This window comes from Streptomyces griseomycini (genome assembly GCF_014203535.1).
GTDB lineage: Bacteria > Actinomycetota > Actinomycetes > Streptomycetales > Streptomycetaceae > Streptomyces > Streptomyces griseomycini.
The window spans coordinates 56,074-73,260 of the sequence record NZ_JACHJI010000010.1; the positions used below are offsets into that span (position 1 = coordinate 56,074).

At 74.1% G+C, this 17,187-nt stretch carries 15 protein-coding genes; 9 read left to right on the plus strand and 6 right to left on the minus strand.

What is annotated here, in order from left to right:
* Positions 1-25: 25 nt before the first annotated feature.
* Positions 26-1,219 (plus strand): sensor histidine kinase, encoded by a 1,194-nt coding sequence (locus FHS37_RS26305; RefSeq protein WP_184825563.1) that lies wholly within the window; start codon positions 26-28, stop codon positions 1,217-1,219.
* Positions 1,216-1,866: a response regulator gene (locus FHS37_RS26310; RefSeq protein WP_184825566.1), complete on the plus strand. Its 651-nt coding sequence runs from the start codon at positions 1,216-1,218 to the stop codon at positions 1,864-1,866. The genes FHS37_RS26305 and FHS37_RS26310 overlap by 4 nt, the downstream gene beginning before the upstream one ends.
* 46 nt (positions 1,867-1,912) lie before the next feature.
* Here the strand turns inward: FHS37_RS26310 and FHS37_RS26315 are convergent, their stop codons facing one another.
* The gene (locus FHS37_RS26315; protein ID WP_184825568.1) at positions 1,913-3,385 is read right to left on the minus strand and encodes an MFS transporter; all 1,473 of its coding nucleotides are present in this window, start codon (positions 3,383-3,385) and stop codon (positions 1,913-1,915) included.
* A 215-nt stretch (positions 3,386-3,600) separates the two neighbouring features.
* Here FHS37_RS26315 and FHS37_RS26320 point away from each other — a divergent pair, with 215 nt between their 5' ends.
* Positions 3,601-4,038 carry a mycothiol transferase gene (locus tag FHS37_RS26320; protein ID WP_184826066.1) on the plus strand — a complete coding sequence of 146 codons (438 nt, stop codon included), beginning with the start codon at positions 3,601-3,603 and terminating at the stop codon, positions 4,036-4,038.
* Positions 4,039-4,182: 144 nt separating this feature from the next.
* On the opposite strand, the gene FHS37_RS26325 is transcribed toward FHS37_RS26320, so the two are convergent.
* Positions 4,183-4,836, minus strand: coding sequence for a maleylpyruvate isomerase N-terminal domain-containing protein (locus FHS37_RS26325; RefSeq protein WP_184825570.1), 654 nt, complete (start codon positions 4,834-4,836; stop codon positions 4,183-4,185).
* A gap of 152 nt (positions 4,837-4,988) precedes the next feature.
* Here FHS37_RS26325 and FHS37_RS26330 point away from each other — a divergent pair, with 152 nt between their 5' ends.
* On the plus strand, positions 4,989-6,116 hold the full coding sequence (locus tag FHS37_RS26330) for a CapA family protein (RefSeq protein WP_184825572.1): 1,128 nt from the start codon (positions 4,989-4,991) through the stop codon (positions 6,114-6,116).
* 93 nt (positions 6,117-6,209) lie between these two features.
* Here the strand turns inward: FHS37_RS26330 and FHS37_RS26335 are convergent, their stop codons facing one another.
* Positions 6,210-7,286, minus strand: coding sequence for a P1 family peptidase (locus tag FHS37_RS26335; protein ID WP_184825574.1), 1,077 nt, complete (start codon positions 7,284-7,286; stop codon positions 6,210-6,212).
* A gap of 277 nt (positions 7,287-7,563) precedes the next feature.
* Between FHS37_RS26335 and FHS37_RS26340 the strand changes: the two genes are divergently transcribed.
* The 3 genes from FHS37_RS26340 (at position 7,564) to FHS37_RS26350 (ending at position 12,514) form a co-directional block, all read left to right on the plus strand.
* Positions 7,564-8,490, plus strand: a complete 927-nt coding sequence (locus FHS37_RS26340) for a DUF2804 domain-containing protein (protein ID WP_229889891.1) — start codon at positions 7,564-7,566, stop codon at positions 8,488-8,490.
* Positions 8,491-8,947: 457 nt separating this feature from the next.
* Positions 8,948-10,492 (plus strand): vWA domain-containing protein, encoded by a 1,545-nt coding sequence (locus tag FHS37_RS26345; protein ID WP_184825576.1) that lies wholly within the window; start codon positions 8,948-8,950, stop codon positions 10,490-10,492.
* A 105-nt stretch (positions 10,493-10,597) separates the two neighbouring features.
* The gene (locus FHS37_RS26350) at positions 10,598-12,514 is read left to right on the plus strand and encodes an AMP-dependent synthetase/ligase (protein WP_184825578.1); all 1,917 of its coding nucleotides are present in this window, start codon (positions 10,598-10,600) and stop codon (positions 12,512-12,514) included.
* A gap of 92 nt (positions 12,515-12,606) precedes the next feature.
* Here FHS37_RS26350 and FHS37_RS26355 read toward each other — a convergent pair whose 3' ends face one another.
* The 3 genes from FHS37_RS26355 to FHS37_RS26365 all read right to left on the minus strand — a co-directional run bounded on the left by FHS37_RS26355 (position 12,607) and on the right by FHS37_RS26365 (position 14,874).
* Positions 12,607-12,927 (minus strand): DUF2795 domain-containing protein, encoded by a 321-nt coding sequence (locus FHS37_RS26355; RefSeq protein WP_184825580.1) that lies wholly within the window; start codon positions 12,925-12,927, stop codon positions 12,607-12,609.
* Between the two features lie 78 nt (positions 12,928-13,005).
* Positions 13,006-14,211, minus strand: a complete 1,206-nt coding sequence (locus tag FHS37_RS26360; RefSeq protein WP_184825582.1) for a GDSL-type esterase/lipase family protein — start codon at positions 14,209-14,211, stop codon at positions 13,006-13,008.
* 90 nt (positions 14,212-14,301) lie between these two features.
* Positions 14,302-14,874 (minus strand): TetR/AcrR family transcriptional regulator, encoded by a 573-nt coding sequence (locus FHS37_RS26365; protein ID WP_184825584.1) that lies wholly within the window; start codon positions 14,872-14,874, stop codon positions 14,302-14,304.
* A 163-nt stretch (positions 14,875-15,037) separates the two neighbouring features.
* Here FHS37_RS26365 and FHS37_RS26370 point away from each other — a divergent pair, with 163 nt between their 5' ends.
* Positions 15,038-15,790 carry an IclR family transcriptional regulator gene (locus tag FHS37_RS26370; RefSeq protein ID WP_184825587.1) on the plus strand — a complete coding sequence of 251 codons (753 nt, stop codon included), beginning with the start codon at positions 15,038-15,040 and terminating at the stop codon, positions 15,788-15,790.
* Positions 15,791-15,888: 98 nt separating this feature from the next.
* The gene (locus FHS37_RS26375) at positions 15,889-17,067 is read left to right on the plus strand and encodes a PP2C family protein-serine/threonine phosphatase (RefSeq protein WP_184825589.1); all 1,179 of its coding nucleotides are present in this window, start codon (positions 15,889-15,891) and stop codon (positions 17,065-17,067) included.
* The last annotated feature ends 120 nt before the right edge of the window (positions 17,068-17,187 follow it).

Genomic DNA, 17,187 nt, shown 5'->3' on the forward strand with positions numbered 1-17,187 from the left:
AGGTCGGCGGAAGGAGGCGTGCCCGATGCCGGAGCCGTACGACCCGGACGCCCGGTGGCTCGGCGCCGTGATGCACGCGGCGTTCTTCCTGCTGCTCGGCGGGGCCCTGGCCCGGTTCCTGATCAATCACCCGGGCGAGCCGCGCACTCCGTGGATCGTCGCCCTGTCCGCCGCACTGGCCCTGCTGCACCTGCTCGGTCCGGTGCTCGGCGGTCCGGGGGCGCGGCCCACCCGGCGGCGGTCGGCCTGGCTGGGGCCGGTCGTCGTGGTGTGGATGGTGCTCGTCGTCCTCGCGCCCAGCTTCTCCTGGTGCGCCGTGCCGCTGTTCTACACCGGTCTGCGCACCCTGCCGGTCCGGGCGGCGCTCGTCCTGGTCACCGTGTTGACCGCGCTCGTCGTCGCGGCGCAGCTGCGGATGGCCGGACGCTTCGACCCGAACCTGCTGCTGGCGCCGCCGGCCGTCGCCGCCGTCGCGGCGGGCGTGTTCCTGCAGACCGAGCGGCAGACGGCCCGGCAGCGCGCCCTGATCGACGACCTGATCCGCACCCGTCGCGAACTCGCCGCCTCCGAGCGCCGCGAGGGCACCCTCGCCGAACGGCAGCGGCTGTCCACGGAGATCCACGACACCCTGGCCCAGGGCCTGTCCAGCCAGCGGATGCTGCTCCAGGCCGCCGAACGGGTGTGGGAGTCCGACCCGGACAAGGCGCGCGACCACGTCCGGTCCGCCGCTTCGGTCACCGAGCACAACCTCGCCGAGGCCCGCCGCTTCGTGCACGACCTCGCCCCGGCCGACCTGGCCCGCGGCGGCGGTCTGGCGCCGGCGCTGCGGGCGCTGGCCGAGCGGGAGGGCGGCGAACACCTCACCGTCCGCGTCCACGTCGACGACGGCGGGCGGGCCCCGCTGCTGCCGGACCGCGTCCAGTCGGCGCTGCTGCGCATCGCGCAGGGCGCCCTGGCCAACGTCCGCGAGCACGCGTCCGCCGGCACGGCCACCCTCACCCTCACCCTCCTCGACGACCAGGTCCTGCTGGACATCGGTGACGACGGCCGCGGCTTCGACCCGGCCGCGCTGCCCGACCGTCCGGCCGGGGTGCGCGGCCACGGCCTGCCCGCGATGCGGGCCCGGCTGCGGCAGCTCGGCGGCACACTGACCGTGGAGTCCGCACCGGGCGAGGGCACCGTCCTGTCCGCCGCCGTCCCTCTGGAAGGCCCTCGATGACCGTCCCCGACTCCGGCTCCGCCGCGGTGCGCATCCTGGTCTGCGACGACCACGTCGTCGTCCGCGCCGGACTGCTCGCCCTGCTCGACAGCGCCCCGGGCATCGAGGTGGCCGGCGAGGCGGGCACCGGGGAGGAGGCCCTGGCGCTGGCCGCCAGGCTGCGGCCGGACGTGGTGCTGATGGACCTCCAGCTCGGCGAGGGCATCGACGGCGTGGAGACCACCCGCCGCCTCACCGCCGCGCCCGGCGCCGCCCCGCACGTCCTGGTGCTGACGACGTACGACACGGACGCCGACATCACCCGCGCCATCGAGGCCGGTGCCACCGGCTACCTGCTGAAGGCGGAACGCCCCGAGGAGCTGTTCGCCGCCATCCACGCCGCCGCGCGGGGCCGTACGGTGCTCTCCCCGCCGGTCGCCAGCCGGGTCATGGCCAACATGCGCAGCCCGCGGCCCTCCCTCACCGACCGTGAACGCGACATCCTCGCCCACCTCTCCCTCGGCCTCGGCAACCGGGAGATCGCCCGGGCCCTGTTCATCAGCGAGGCCACGGTCAAGACCCATCTGCGCCGCATCTACGACAAGCTGGGCGTCGACACCCGCGCGGGCGCGGTCGCGGTGGCGAAGGAGCAACGGCTGCTGCCGTGACCCCGTCGCGATCGAGCGGTACGGGCCGGCACGGGCACCGGCGCCGTCAGAACTTCGGCGCCGGTGCCTGCGCCCGCACCAGCTCGGCCGCCTCCTCCTGGGTCTGCACCGAGGGCGGCGAGCCCTCGAGCGGCCGCTGCGCGGTCTCCTTCATGCAGGCCACCGCGACGACGCCGACCAGGGCCGCGGTCATCGCGTAGTACGCCGGCATCATGTCCGAGCCGGTCGCGCTGATGAGTGCGGTGACGACCAGCGGTGTGGTGCCGCCGAACAGCGACGCCGACAGGTTGTAGCCGACCGACAGGGAGCCGTAGCGGACCGGCGTCGGGAACATGGCCGGCAGCGCCGCCGACATGGTGCCGAGCAGGCAGACCAGCGACAGGCCGAGCATCAGCATGCCGGCCGAGACGGCGAGCGGACTGCCCTGCCGCACCAGCAGGAACACCGGGGCGGACAGGACGAAGAAGCCCAGCATGCCGGTCATCAGCAGGGGCCTGCGGCCGAACCGGTCGGACAGCCGGCCCACTTGGTTGATGATCGTCATCAGCACCACCATGGTGGCCACCAGGATCAGCAGACCGTGGGTCTCGGTGTAGTGCAGCTCGTCGGAGAGGTACGTCGGCATGTACGACAGCAGCATGTAGTCGGTGATGTTGTACGCCCCGACCAGCGCGATGCACAGCACCAGCGTTCGCCAGTGCCGCCGGAAGATCTTGGCGAGGTCGCCCCGGGCGGTGGTCTCCACCGCGTCCGCGGCCTCGGAGACGTGGACGTTGCCCTTCTCCAGCTTCAGGTACGCCGGGGTGTCGTCCAGCTTCAGCCGCAGGTAGATGCCGATGACGCCCAGCGGCCCGGCGACCAGGAACGGGATGCGCCAGCCCCAGGCGTCCATCGTGTCGGTGCCGAGCCAGGCGGTGAGCGCCGTCACCAGGCCCGCCGCGCCGGTGTACCCGGCCAGCGTCCCCAGTTCCAGGAAGCTGCCGAAGAAGCCCCGCCGCTTGTCGGGGGCGTACTCCGCGATGAAGGTGGAGGCGCCGCCGTACTCGCCGCCGGTGGAGAACCCCTGGAGCAGCCGGAAGACGATCAGCAGCAGCGGCGACCAGAAGCCGACGGCCGCGTAGGTCGGGAGCATGCCGATCGCGGCGGTGCCGATCGCCATCAGGATCATCGTCAGCGCGAGGACCTGCTTGCGGCCGATCCTGTCGCCCATCGGCCCGAAGACCACACCGCCGAGCGGCCGCACCAGGAAGGCGACGGCGAAGGTGGCGAAGGACGACAGCAACTGCGCGGTCTCGCTCCCGGAGGGGAAGAAGACCCGGCCGATGGTGCCGGCCAGATAGGCGTAGATGCCGAAGTCGAACCACTCCATGGCGTTGCCGAGCGAGGCCGCCTTCACAGCGCGCTTGACCGCCCGCTCGTCCGTCACCGTGATGTCCGACCGGCGCAGCCGCGGGTTCTGCCGGCGTCTGACGGCACGGAACAGGGCTGGGTGACGCTTGACCGCTGCGGAATCGGGCACGGGCCCGGTGTCGGTGGGGGACGTGGCTGCGTTCCTTTCCGGGGGCGTACCGCTCCGAACGGAACGTACCAGTGCCCGGGGGAGGCCGCCCGGCAGGACGCCGTCGGGGTGAGCGGTCACGGTTCCCGGGCCGAGGCACGGAGACACCGCGGCGGCACACCCGTTCTCGACGGTGATCGCCCTCGGTCGGCCCTCCCCCGTCCCTTCCGGCCGCCCTGACCGGAGAACCCGCCGACGGCCCCCGCCACAGCGACGGTGCCGGCCCGGACGGCGAACCCGCGGCGCTGCGGGACTTCCTGTCCGGCCACCGCATGACCCGGCGGACGAAGCGCGAGGGCCCGGACGCGGAGCAGCTGTCCCGCCGGTCGGTCCGGCCGTCGACGATGTCGCCGCTCGGCCTGGTGCGGCACCTCGCCGAGGTGGAACGGGACCGGCGCGACCGGATCAGCGACGGCGATCCGCCGCCGAAGCTGTACGGCGGGCGTGACGCCGGCCTCCACGGGGCCGTCGCCGAGCAGGCCGTGGCCGACGCCGCGTACAAGGACCGGGCCCCGCTCCGGGGGCTGATGGTGCACCGGATCGAGGAGTACGCCCGTCACCGCGGGCACGCCGACCTGCTGCGGGAGCGCGTCGACGGGCGGGTGGGCCGGTGACGGGACCGGACGCCGTGCCCCGGCCCGCCGCCCCCGCCGCGGATCGTCTTCGCAGGCGGGGGGCGGGCCTTCGGTGGCGGAACCTGAGGAAGGGGAGCACGAGCGGTCCGCCCCGGTCCGGGTCATGGGGCACGGGACGGCCGCTCACCCGAGGACGAGCGGGAGCCTCGCGGCGACATCGCCCAGCGCGGCCTTCTCCGCGTCGGTCGGCGTGCGGCGTCCGGTACCGATCAGCAACGCGTCCCGGTCGGAGAGCGAGGCGGGAAAGGACGCCCCGGCGATCTTCTCCAGCGACGCGCGTGCCGCTGCGAGGGTCTCGGCGGGCGGCCCGGCGGCCGACGGCAGGTGCGCGATCAGGTCCAGGTGGTGCAGGGTCCATTCGAGCACGTACGCGGACAGGTAGTCGCCCGCGGTCAGCACCTCGCCGCGCGTGCTGACGCGGGCGGCCGGATCGGCGAGTCCGGCGGCGCGGCCCGCGGCGGAACCGACGTCGTCGAGGTGGAACTTCAGCCACCGCGGCTCGCCGTAGGCGGCGGCCAGCCGGGGGATCAGCGCATCGAGCGGGTCCTCCCCGGTCGGGGGCTCGACGAGGTTCCAGTAGGTGACCGCGTCCACGGTCGGTTCGTCCTCGGCGGGGGTGACCAAGGTGATCAGGACGTCCTGGGCGTCGACGACCAGGTGGCACACCAGGTCCCGCACGAGCCAGCCGGAGCAGCCGGACGGCCGCTCGAAATCCTCGTCCGGGGTCTCCGCGACCGCCGTGCGCAATGCCGTCCAGGAGCGTGAGAAGAGATCCACCGCAGCACGGTAGTGCCGGGCCGGAACGGCGGACAAGGCCGGAGCGGACCTGTCGGCCCGGGGCGTGCTCCGCGGGCGGCACGGCGGCGGTCCTCCCGGTCCCGGGAGGGTCCCGCGCCCTCGTGGCGGGCGGAAGCTCTTACCGTGGGAGTATGACCAGCGGCGGTGTGGTCACGCTGTTCCTGTGCGGCGACGTGATGCTCGGGCGCGGCGTCGATCAGATCCTCGAGCGGCCCGGCGATCCCGCGCTGCGGGAGGACTACGTCACGGACGCCCGGTCCTACGTGCGCATGGCCGAGTCGGTCAACGGCCCGATCCCGGCCCCCGTGCCCCCGTCCTGGCCGTGGGGTGAGGCACTCCGGCTGCTGGAGGCGGCCGACCCGGACGTCCGGATCGTCAATCTCGAGACGTCCGTCACGCGCAGTGACGCGTTCGCCCCCGGCAAGGGGGTTCACTACCGCATGCATCCGGCCAACGTGCCCGCCCTCACCGCGGCCCGGCCCCACGTCTGCGTCCTGGCCAACAACCACGTGCTGGACTTCGGCCGGGCGGGCCTGGAGGAGACGCTGGACACCCTCGCCGGCGCGGGCCTGCGGGTGGCGGGCGCCGGGCGGAGCGACGACGAGGCGTACGGGCCGGTGGCCGTCCCCGTCGGAACCGGCGGCCGGGTCCTCGTCCTCGCCCTCGGAGCGAGTTCCAGCGGCATCCCGCCCGGCTGGGCGGCGACCGCCGCCCGGCCGGGCGTCGCCCACGTCCCCGACCTGTCGGCCGCCACGGCCGACGCGGTGGTGCGGCGCGTCCGGCGGGCCAAGCGTGCGGGCGACATCGTGGTCGTGTCCGTGCACTGGGGTTCCAACTGGGGGTATCGCGTCCCCCGCGAGCAGACCCGTTTCGCGCACGCCCTGGTGGACGGCGGCGTCGACCTCGTCCACGGGCACTCCTCGCACCACCCCCGCCCCCTCGAGGTGCACCGGCGGAGGCTGGTCCTGCACGGCTGCGGCGACTTCATCGACGACTACGAGGGCATCGGCGGTCACGAGGAGTACCGTGACGACCTCCGGCTCGCCTACTTCGTCACGGTGGCGGCGGACACCGGCCGGTTCGTCGGCCTGCGCATGGTGCCCCTGCGTTCCCGGCGCATGCGGCTGGAGCCCGCCCCGTACCGGGACGCCTCCTGGATGCACGCGACCCTCGACCGGGTCAGCGCCGGCGTGCGCCCGGTCCTCGAGCCCGACGGCACGCTCTCGCTGAGGCCGCCCGCCGCGGGGGCCGGCTCGTGAACCGCTGGTTCCGGCCGACGCCGCTCCGTGCGGCCGGGCCGGGCGGGAGGGTGCCCGGCCCCGGAGCTCCCCTCGGCGGCGAACTGTCCGCCGTCAGCGCGCCGGTGACACCGCGGGGGCCGCGAGGGCGGCGAGCAGGAGGTCCGCCGGGAGCGCCGGCACGGTCCGGCCGCCGAAGCCGGTGGTCGTCGTCGCGGCGAGCAGGGAGTTGAGCACCGCCTCCTCGACCCCGTCGAGGACCGCTTCGAACAGCGGCCCCAGTCCGGCGTCCGGCACAGGGGCGCCGGCGTCCGGCCGCGTGCCGAACGCCACGGCGTAGTCGCCGCTGCCGTGGCTGTAGGCCGCGCCCGTGCGGGCCAGGGCGAACACCGCGCGCCGCGCGACACGGGTGAGCTGCCGGGCGTCGAGAGGGGCGTCCGTGGCCACCACGATCATGCAGGAGCCGGTCTCCGCGACCGGTTCCGGCCCGCCGGCGTCGAGGCCCGTGGACTGCGGGGTGACGGTGCGGCCGAGCACCCGCAGTGTGCCGCCGAAGTTCGCCTGCACCAGGACGCCCGTGGTGAAGCACCGGCCTCCCAGGTCCGCGGTGCGTGAGGCGGTCCCGATGCCGGCCTTGAAACCCAGTGCGACCATGCCTGTTCCCGCGCCGACGCAGCCCTCGGCCACCGTCCCGCCGGACGCCGTGTCGAGGGCGGCCCGGACGTGCTCCTCGTGGACGGGCCGTGCGCGGATGTCGGACAGGAAGCCGTCGTTGCACTCCCCCACGACGGGGTTGAGGCTCCGCACCTCCTCGCATCCGGGCCGCTGGAGCATCCAGCCGACGAGGGCGTCGGCGACGCGGAAGGCCGACAGGGTGGAGGTGAGCAGGATCGGGGTCTCCAGCGTGCCGAGCTCGGTGAGTTGGGTCGTGCCGATGAGTTTGCCGTAGCCGTTGCCGGTGAACACCCCTGCGGGCAGCGGTGCGTGAGGCCCGACGGCATCGGGCACGACGGCGGTGACCCCGCTGTGCACGTCGGGCTGCCGGCGGACGGTGGTGTGACCGACGCGGACGCCCGGCACATCGGTGATCGCGTTGAGGGGCCCGGTGGCGGCCTGCCCGATGACGATGCCGAGGTCACGGGCCCGGCGCCGGGTGCCGGGTGCGGGCTGTGGGTGAGCCGGTGGTTCCATACGGCCGGACGGTACGCGTTCCGCCCGCCGAAGGGAGGAAGGGGGTGTGCGGGGAAGGTCCGGCGCGGCGCGGAGGCCCTCGTGGTGCCGTTCGACGTGCGGACCGGGGTGCCCTCGTCCTGCCGGAGCACGGCGGACACGGTCCGTCCGTCGACGGCCGCGTGCGGGTCACCGGCGCTTCGGCCACCGGCGGCCTCACGTCGACGACCTCCTCACCCGGACGAAAGGCAGCGGTTGCCGTGACCACCGGACGCGAGATCACCGCCCCTGTCGACCCGTGCCTGCCCGACGGTCGGCTCGATCCCGCCGCGGTCGGCTGGACCCGGCGCCCGCCGCACCGCTCGAACCTGCGCGGCTGGGGCGTGCCAAACGCTGGGAGCACTGGGGCATCGTCACCCCTTCGCACATCGTCGGCCTGGTCGCCTCCTCGCTCGACCACGCCGGGGTGCACGGCGTCTACGTCCTGGACCGGTCGACCGGCCGCGAACTGCCCGAGGACGTCGTGACGCCGCCGTCGCGCGGCGTCCGGATGCCCGAACGCAGCGGCGCCGGGACGGCCTCGGTCCGGGGCGGCGGTGTGGCGATCGAACTCGCCCAGCACCACCATCAGCGCCGTCGCCCCGGGCTTCGGCCTGCGGGCCGGGGTCCCGCTGCCGGACGGCCACGGTCGCTCGGCGTCGTGCCCTGGAGCCGGCGCCGCTTCCAGTACACCGTGAAGGACCTCGGCCGTCCCGTGCGCGGACTCCTCACGCTCGGCTCGGAGCAGTTCCCGATCGGCGGGTCCGACTGCTTCGCCGCCCTCGACCACGGGTGCGGCAAGTGGCCGTGCGCCGTCACCTGGAACTGGGCGGCGGGCTGCGGTCCCGGGTGCGCCGTCCAGCTCGGCGGCACGTGGACCGACGGGACCGGCTCGACCGAGAACGCCCTGTTCCTCGACGGCCGCCTCCACAAGATCGGCGACGAGCCGGCCTGGACCTACGACCGCACGGACCGGCTGCGTCCCCGGCGCGTCACCGGGCCCCGTGCGGGGGCCGAGTTCCGCCCGTTCCACGAGAGGGCCGCCAGGACCGGCCTGGGCGTGGCGGCCAACGAGGCGCACCCGTGCTTCGGCCGCTTCACGGGGCGGGCGCGGGCCGACGACGGCACATGGGTGGAGCTCGACGGGCTCACCGGATGGGCGGAGGAGGCGCGCAACCGGTGGTGAGGGACGGGAGCGACGCCGCGGGATCGGCCCGGGCACACCGGTCCCCGTGTGCCGGGCAGCCCGCGGGGACCGAGCGCGCCAGGGCCGGCCCACGGGCGGTCCGACGTCGGGCGCGCGGCGCGGGCCGTCTCCGGCGGCGGCCGGAGCCGTATCGGCAGGGGCGCCGCCCCTGCTCCGGGCGGCGGCAGGTTGCGACCGAGGGGGGACGGCCGCTCCGGAGCCCGCCCCTGTCCCGTTCTTCGTAACGCGCGCACGCGTGCCGTTCTCCCTGGCCTTCCGCGGTTCCACGCGCGCAGACACGGCGCCCCAGGTCAACGGAGGATCACCTACCGGTCTCGGCGGGCCCTTGCCGTGCCCTCTTCGAGACTCACCTGCAACGCTCCGTACCGCACGTTCCGGCCCGCTCCGGCGTCACAGTCGCAGAAGCCGATGTCGACGGACCGAGGGGGAACGGACGATGAAGTGGCACGGGACACGACGGCTGGGCGGGGCGCTGCTCGCGCTCACGGCGGCGAGCGGCCTGCTGCTCACCGGGTGCAGCGGGACGAACGACAACAGCGGCAAGGCGAGTGACGGTTCGTACGATCGCGGAGGGAACGGCTCGGTCCCGCTGCCCGCCCCCGACCGGGGCGGACCGGACGGCGGTGAACGGCGCGAGGGCGAGCAGGACTCCCGCGAGGTCGCCCCCGGCCACCTGTCCACCTTCGCCCTCGACGTCGACACCGCCTCCTACGGCTACGCCCGCCGCGCGCTCGCCGAGGGCCGGCTGCCCGACCCGGCGACCGTCCGCCCCGAGGAGTTCGTCAACAGCTTCCGGCAGGACTACGAACGTCCCGACGGCGACGGTTTCACGGTCACCGTGGACGGCGCCCGCACCGACGAGGAGGACTGGAGCCTGGTCCGCGTGGGGCTGGCCACCCGGTCCGCGGAGCCGGGCGGCGAACGCCCGCCCGCCGCCCTCACGTTCGTCGTCGACGTCTCGGGCTCGATGGCCGAGCCGGGACGCCTCGACCTCGCCCGGAGGTCCCTCTCCGTGATGACGGACCGGCTGCGCGACGACGACTCGGTCGCCCTCGTCACCTTCAGCGACGAGGCGGAGACCGTCCTGCCGATGACCCGTCTCGGCGGCAACCGCGCCGAGGTCCACGACGCCGTCGACAGCCTGGAGCCGACCCGGTCCACCAACCTCGGCGCCGGGGTCGAGACCGGGTACGAGACCGCCGTCGAGGGGCTGCGCGAGGGTGCCACCAACCGGGTCGTCCTCGTCTCCGACGCCCTCGCCAACACCGGCGAGACCGACGCCGACGCGATCCTCGAGCGCATCTTCGAGGCCCGCCGCGCGCACGGCATCACCCTCTTCGGCGTCGGCGTCGGCAGCGACTACGGCGACGCCCTCATGGAGCGCCTCGCCGACCGGGGCGACGGCCACACGGTGTACGTGTCCGAGGAGGAGGACGCCCGCGAGGTCTTCTGCGAAGAACTGCCCCGTGCCATCGAGTTGACGGCCCGTGACGCCAAGGCCCAGGTCGCCTTCGACCCGGCCGCGGTCTCCGAGTTCCGCCTCGTCGGCTACGACAACCGCCGCGTCGCCGACGACGACTTCCGCGACGACCGCGTCGACGGCGGCGAGGTCGGACCCGGCCACACCGTCACCGCCCTGTACGCGGTGCGCACGTACGCCGACGCCGACGGGCACCTGGCCACGGTCACCGTCCGCTGGCTCGACCCCGACACCCGTGCGCCCCACGAGGAGACCGGCGACGTGGAGACCGCCGACCTCGACGACTCCGTGTGGACGGCGCACCGCGACCTGACCCTCACCGCGACCGCCGCCTACTTCGCCGACGCCCTGCGCTCCTCCGACCGCCGTCACAGCGCCCTGCCCGGTGCCCCGGGACTCGGCGAGCTCTCCGAGCATGCCGCCGAGCTGGCGGACAGGACCGAGGACGAGGACGTCCGCGAGCTGGCCGAGGTGATCCGCACGGCGGACCGCCTGACCTGACCCGGCCCATTGACTGATCCTTACGCACGGGTAAGTTGACTCCTGAGTAAGTAAGTGGGCAGGACAGCACCAGTACGACAGCATCAGCCGCGACCGGGAGCCGTCATGGGCGTACGCAAGGATCTGAAACGAGCGAAACGACGCACCGGCCTGGCGCGTCGCAGCCGGGTCGAGATCACCAGGGACGAGCACGGCGTCGTCCGCGAGGCCCGGGCGGCGGCCCTCGCCCCGCGGCCGACCACCGGCAGCACGGCCGACATCCCCTTCGCCAACGCCGCCGAGGCGCCGGACGCGGTCGTCCTGCGCCGGGAGCGGCAGGGCGGTTGGCAACCGGTCACGGCGGCGGTCTTCGCCCAGGAGGTCACCGCCGTGGCCAAGGGGCTGATCGCCGCCGGTCTCGCACCGGGCGAGCGGGTGGCCGTGATGTCCCGCACCCGCTACGAGTGGACCGTCCTGGACTTCGCGGTCTGGTCCGCCGGCGGCCAGACCGTCCCCGTGTACGCCACCTCCTCCGCGGAGCAGGTGGAGTGGATCGTCCGTGACTCCGGCGCCCGGTACGTCGTCACCGAGACCCCGGGCAACACCGCCACCGTCACCGCCGCCACCGCCGCCCGCCCCTCTCCCCCGCGCGTCTGGGAGCTGGACGCGGGAGCCCTCGCCGAGCTCACCGCGCTCGGCCGGGACGTCCCCGACGAGGAGGTCACCCGGCGCCGCGGCGCCCTGACCCCCGACACGACCGCCACGCTCTGCTACACCTCCGGCACCACCGGGCGCCCCAAGGGCTGCGTCCTCACCCACGCCAACCTGCACGCCGAGGCGGCCAACACCGTCGAGCTGCTGCACCCGGTCTTCAAGGAGGTCACCGGCCAGGCCGCCTCCACGCTGCTCTTCCTCCCGCTCGCCCACATCCTCGGCCGCACCCTGCAGATCTCCTGCCTGATGGCGCGCATCGAGATCGGCCACTGCCCGAGCATCAAGCCCGACGAGCTCCGCCCCGCCCTGAAGGCGTTCCGCCCGACCTTCCTCGTCGGCGTCCCGTACCTCTTCGAGAAGATCCACGACACCGGCCGCGCCACCGCCGAGAAGATCGGCCGCGGCTCCTCCTTCGATCGCGCCCACCGCGTCGCCGTCCGCTTCGGCGAGGCCCACCTGGACCGGTTCCTGGGCCGGGGCAGGGGTCCCGGCCCCGGCCTGTACGCCGCCTGGGCCCTCTACGACCTGCTGGTCTACCGCCGTGTGCGGAAAGAGCTCGGCGGGCGCCTGCGGTACGCCATCAGCGGCGGCTCGCCCCTGGAACGCGACCTCAACCTCTTCTTCTACGCGGCCGGGATCATGGTCTACGAGGGCTACGGCCTGACCGAGACCTCCGCCGCCGCCACCATCGTCCCGCCGCTGGGCCCGCGCCCCGGCACGGTCGGCCTCCCCGTCCCGGGCACCGCGGTCCGCATCGCCGCCGACGGCGAGGTCCAGATCAAGGGCGGCATCGTCTTCGGGTCCTACTGGAACAACCCGGCCGCCACGGACGAGGTCCTCGACGACGGCTGGTTCTCCACCGGTGACCTCGGTTCCCTCGACGAGGACGGCTACCTCACCATCACCGGCCGCAAGAAGGACATCCTCGTCACGGCCGGCGGCAAGAACGTCTCCCCGGCCGTCCTGGAGGACCGCCTGCGCAGCCGCCCGCCCGTCGGCCAGTGCCTCGTCGTCGGCGACAACCGCCCCTTCGTCGCCGCGCTGATCACCCTGGACCCCGAGGCGGTCGCCCACTGGCTGTCGGTCCGCAGGATGCCCGCCGACACCCCGCTGTCCGACGTCGTCCGCGATCCGCGCATGCGCGCCGACGTCCAAAGGGCCGTCGACTACGCCAACCAGGCCGTCTCCCGCGCCGAGTCCATCCGCGCCTTCACCCTCGTCGAAGGCGAGTTCACCGAGGACAACGGGCTGCTGACCCCCTCGCTCAAGGTCAAGCGGCGAGCGGCGCAGGAGGCGTACGCCAAGGAGATCGAGGCGCTCTACTCCTGACCCTCGTCCCGGCACGCCGAAAGGAGCGGGGCCGCCGGCGTGCCCGGTGGCCCCGTCCGCTCACCCGGCGCGCCCCGGCCGCCGGGCCGTCCTCAGCGGTCCAGTTCCTCCTCGACCGGCGGCTTCGGCACGTCGCGCAGATGCTGCGACTGCCCCTGCTTGCCCCCCGCACGCGCCTGCTCGGCCCGTTGCGCGGGAGACGTCCCGAGGTCGGAGGCGGGGTCCACACGCACCGACCGGGCCACCTCCTCACGGTTGGCATAGCTCTCGGGCGGGATGCCGCGGAGCGCCGCGACGGCCTCGTCCGAGGCGCCGGCCTCGCGGGCCGCCTGGATCAGTTCGTCCTTGCCCGCGGGGAAGTGGGCGTCCTTGATGGCGTCCACCACTTCGCGTGCGCTCGTGGTGTGGGACATGAGTACTTCTCCCGGTGATGGCTGTGATGGCTCGACGTTTTCCGTTCGGCCACCGAGTAACCTCCCCGGCCCGGGTCATCACCTGCCGGACCGCGGTCCCTCTCGTCCGGGCCGGTCCGGCGGAGAAAGCGGGCCGCCGTCCGCGAAGGCGAGGGCGGCGAAGCGCTCGCCGATGCGCCGGTGGGCGGCCGCGTCGGGGTGGAGGCCGTCGGGCAGCGGCAGCTCGGCGAAGTCCGCCTCGCCGTAGAGGTCCCGGCCGTCGAGGTGGTGCAGGTTCGGGTCGTCGGCGGCCCGCTGCGCCACGACGCGGCTCAGCTCGTCCCGGATGACGGCGAGCGTCAGTTTGCCGGCGGCCCGCTCGGCGGGATCGCCCGCGGCCCGGAACCGGAGCCTGCCCTCGGCGAGGCCGCCGAGGTCCGGGGCGCTCGGGCCGGGTGTGTCCTCGTGGATGGGGCACAGGAGGGGCGAGACGACCAGGAGCGGGGTGGTGGGGTGGCCCTCGCGGATGGTGTCGAGGAAGCCGTGGACGGCCGGGGTGAAGGCACGCAGCCGCATCAGATCGGTGTTGACGAGGTTGATGCCGATCTTGACGCTGATCAGGTCGGCGGGGGTGTCGCGCATGGCCCGCGCCGTGAACGGGTCGAGCAGGGCGCTGCCGCCCAGTCCCAGGTTGACCAGTTCCACACCGCCCAGCGCCGCGGCGAGCGCGGGCCAGGTGGCGGTGGGGCTCTCGGCGTCGGATCCGTGGCTGATGGAGCTGCCGTGGTGCAGCCACACGGGGCGCCCCGGCTCGGGTGCGGGCTCGACGGGCGCGTCGGTGCGCAGTGCGACGAGTTCGGTGGTCTCGTCGTGCGGCAGCCAGATCTCGACGGTCTTGTCGCGCTCGGGCAGGCCGGTGAAGCGGAGGGTGCCCACGGGGCCGGGCCGGCTGTCGAACGTTCCGCTGCCCATGTCGATGAACAGGGTGTTGCCGCCGGGCACGGTGCCCCGGCCCGCCGGACGTCCGTCGACGAGCAGGTCGTACACGCCGTCCGGACGTGGCGGGGCTCCGGCGTAGACCCGCTTGGTGGGCAGCGTGTCCAGTTCGACGGCGGTCGCCCGGGTGCGGAAGACGAGCCGCACGCCGGAGGGCTGGGACTCGGCCATCAGGAGCTGTCCGTCGGTGCACTGGGCACGGGCCCGGGCGGGCAGCCGGTGCGGCAGGACCCCGCGCGCGGTGTGCTCCAGGTCGAGGGCGCCGCGCAGGAGGCCGGCGGTGAGGGGGGTGGTGGTCCAGCTGGGCATGTGGTCGTGCACGGGTCGGCCTGTCTGTGGTGCGGAGCGGGATTGCCCGGTCGGTCGGAGCCCCGGACGCGTCCGGGGGCGGGCCAGTCGTCAGGGGGCGGCGGGCCAGTTGCGCAGCAGGGCGTCGAGGGCGTCGAGGATGCGCGACCAGGTCTCCTGCGTGTCGGGGGCGCTGTGGCTGAACCCGCCTCCCATCTCGAGGCTGACGTAGCCGTGGAAGACGCTGCCCAGCAGCCGCACCGCGTGCGTCTGGTCCGGCTCGGTCAGGTCGTAGCCGCGCAGGATCGCCCGCGTCATCTGCGCGTGCCGCACGCCCGCACTGGCCGCGGCCGCCTCCGGAGCGAGCCGGAACTGGGCCGCGGCGTAGCGGCCGGGGTGCTCCCTGGCGTAGTCGCGGTACACGTCGGCGAGGGCGGCCAGCGCGTCCTTGCCGGCCCGCCCGGCCACCGCGTCGGCGGCCCGGTCCGCGAGTTCCTCCAGGGCGAGCAGCGCGATCCTGGTCCTGAGGTCCTGCGAGTTCCTCACGTGCGAGTACAGGCTCGCCACCTTGACGTCGAAGCGCCTGGCGAGCTCCGACACGGTCACCTGCTCGAACCCCACCTCGTCGGCGAGTTCGGCTCCCGCCCGGGCCAGGCGTTCCGCGGTCAGTCCTGCACGTGCCACAACCGTCCTCCCTGTCGACGAAGCCGATTATGCATTTGCCTACAGGATTTAGGCAAACAGTCGCGTCATGATGGGAAGTGTCGACCGGCCCGGATCCCCGGGGCGACGGCGGAGCGCTCCGTCCGCCCTTGCCTGTGGCGGACGCCTGGCGCAGGCTGGTCACATGGGTGCGGGTCCGACCCTCATCTCCTCCGTCCAGCGGGCCTTCCGGCTGCTGGAGGCGGCGAGCGCACATCAGAACGGCGCGCCGGCGAAACAGCTGGCGCGCGAGACGGGACTGCCCCTGGCCACGGCCTACCACCTGCTGCGCACGCTGGTGCACGACGGGTACCTGCGCAAACTGGACGACGGCGGGTTCGTCCTGGGCGACAGGCTGCAGACCCTGCACACGGCGAGCCGCGGACAGACGCTGCTCAGCCGGGTCCGGCCGGCGCTCGCCGCGCTGCGGGACGAGCTCTCGACCGCCGCCTACCTCACCTTCTACGAGGACGGCGAGATCCGGGTCGCCGAGATCGTCGACGGTCCCCGCACGCCCCGGGTCGACCTCTGGGTGGGCTTCGAGGACGCCGGGCACGCCACCGCGCTGGGCAAGTCCGTGCTGCGGGAGCTGGACGACGAGGCGCGCCAGGACTACCTCTCCCGGCACCCCCTCAACGACCTCACCCCCCGGACGATCACCACGGCCACGGAGCTGATCCGCCAGCTGGAGTCCGCCCCGCTGGCCCCGGCGGTCGCGGACCTGGAGGAGTACTCCCTCGGGACCGTCTGCGTCGCGGTGCCCGTCCGCAGCGGGCGGACGCTGGGGGCGCTCGGCGTGTCGATGCCGGCGGACCGGCTGTCCCGGCTCGACGAGGTCCGCGAGCGGCTTCTCCCGGCCGCGGGACGCGTGACCCGGGGACTTTCGCTCACTATCTGAAAAACACGCCCTTGTGACGTTCGATACGATCATCTTTGCTGATAAAGCAGACATTTCAGGAGCGCATGCCGCGCAAAGGTGAGGACAGCGGACGACACATGAGTCACGCCCGACAGCAAGGACGCGACCATTGGCGGACACGGCGGTACAGGCGGAGAACGGAACGCGCGGCATCGCCCCGGACGCGGGCCCTCGCGCGCTTGGTCGCCGGTACGCCCGCGCTGCCCCTGCTGATCGTGTGGATCGTCGTGCTCGTCAACCTCGCCGACGGCACGGGGAGGATCTGGCTGCCGCTGCTCGCCACCGCGCCCGCGCTGGCGGCGGCCACCAGCGGACCGTACGAAGTCCTCGGTGTCGGCTCTCTCGCCGCGCTCCTGGGCGCGACGATCGGCGTCCGTCACGGCGTGCCCGCATCGGCACTGACCGCCGTGCTCACCGCGTTGGCGACCGTCACCCTGGCGGGCACGCTCGCCAGTGCCCTGCGCGCACGTCGCGAGCGGGTGCTGGCGGCCGTCCGCTCCGTCGCGGAGACCGCGCAGCACGCCCTGCTCGCGCCGGTCCCCGAGACCGTCGGCCCGTTCCAGGTGGCCGTCCACTACAGCGCGGCCGCGGCGGAGGCCAGGATCGGCGGTGACCTCTACGCACTGATCCCGACCCCCCACGGGGTCCGGCTGATCGTCGGCGACGTGCGCGGCAAGGGCCTGCCGGCCGTGGGGACCGCCGCTCTGGTGCTCGGTGTCTTCCGGGAGGCCGCCCACGACGAGCCGGATCTGCTGGACGTCGTCAGCAGGATCGAACGGAGCCTGGCGCGCAACCTCGGGGCCGACGACTTCGTCACCGCCGTGGTCGCCGGATACCCGGAGACCGGGCGCCTGGAGGTGGTCAACTGCGGACACGCGCCTCCCCTGCTGATCCGCGGCTCCGACGTGGTGGCCGTGGATCCCGTCCGCCCGGCGCCGCCCCTGGGCCTGCGGGCCCTGTCGGGCGAGACACCGAGCCTTCAGGTGCTGTCGTTCGGCGAGGGGGACCAGTTGCTGCTCTACACCGACGGTGTCACGGAGGCCCGTGACGAGGGCCGTGAGTTCTACCCGCTCGCCGAGTGCCTGTCCCGGCACCTGTGCGACGAGCCGGCCCGCACCCTCGCGGCGCTGCACGAGGAACTGCTGGGACATGTGGGCGGCCGGCTCCACGACGACGCGGCGCTGCTCCTGCTCCGCAAGCCCGCCGCCGTTCCCGGGGCGGGCGGCGCGGAACCGGCGCGGGTCGCCGCCCGGTGAGCCGGACGGCGCGATCCGGCGGGCAGGGCGCCCCGGCCGGCACCGTGAGTCGGCGGGCACGGTGGACCGGCGGCGCCTTCGACGACCGTGAAGGCGCCGCCCGGCCTGGGGGCCCGGGAC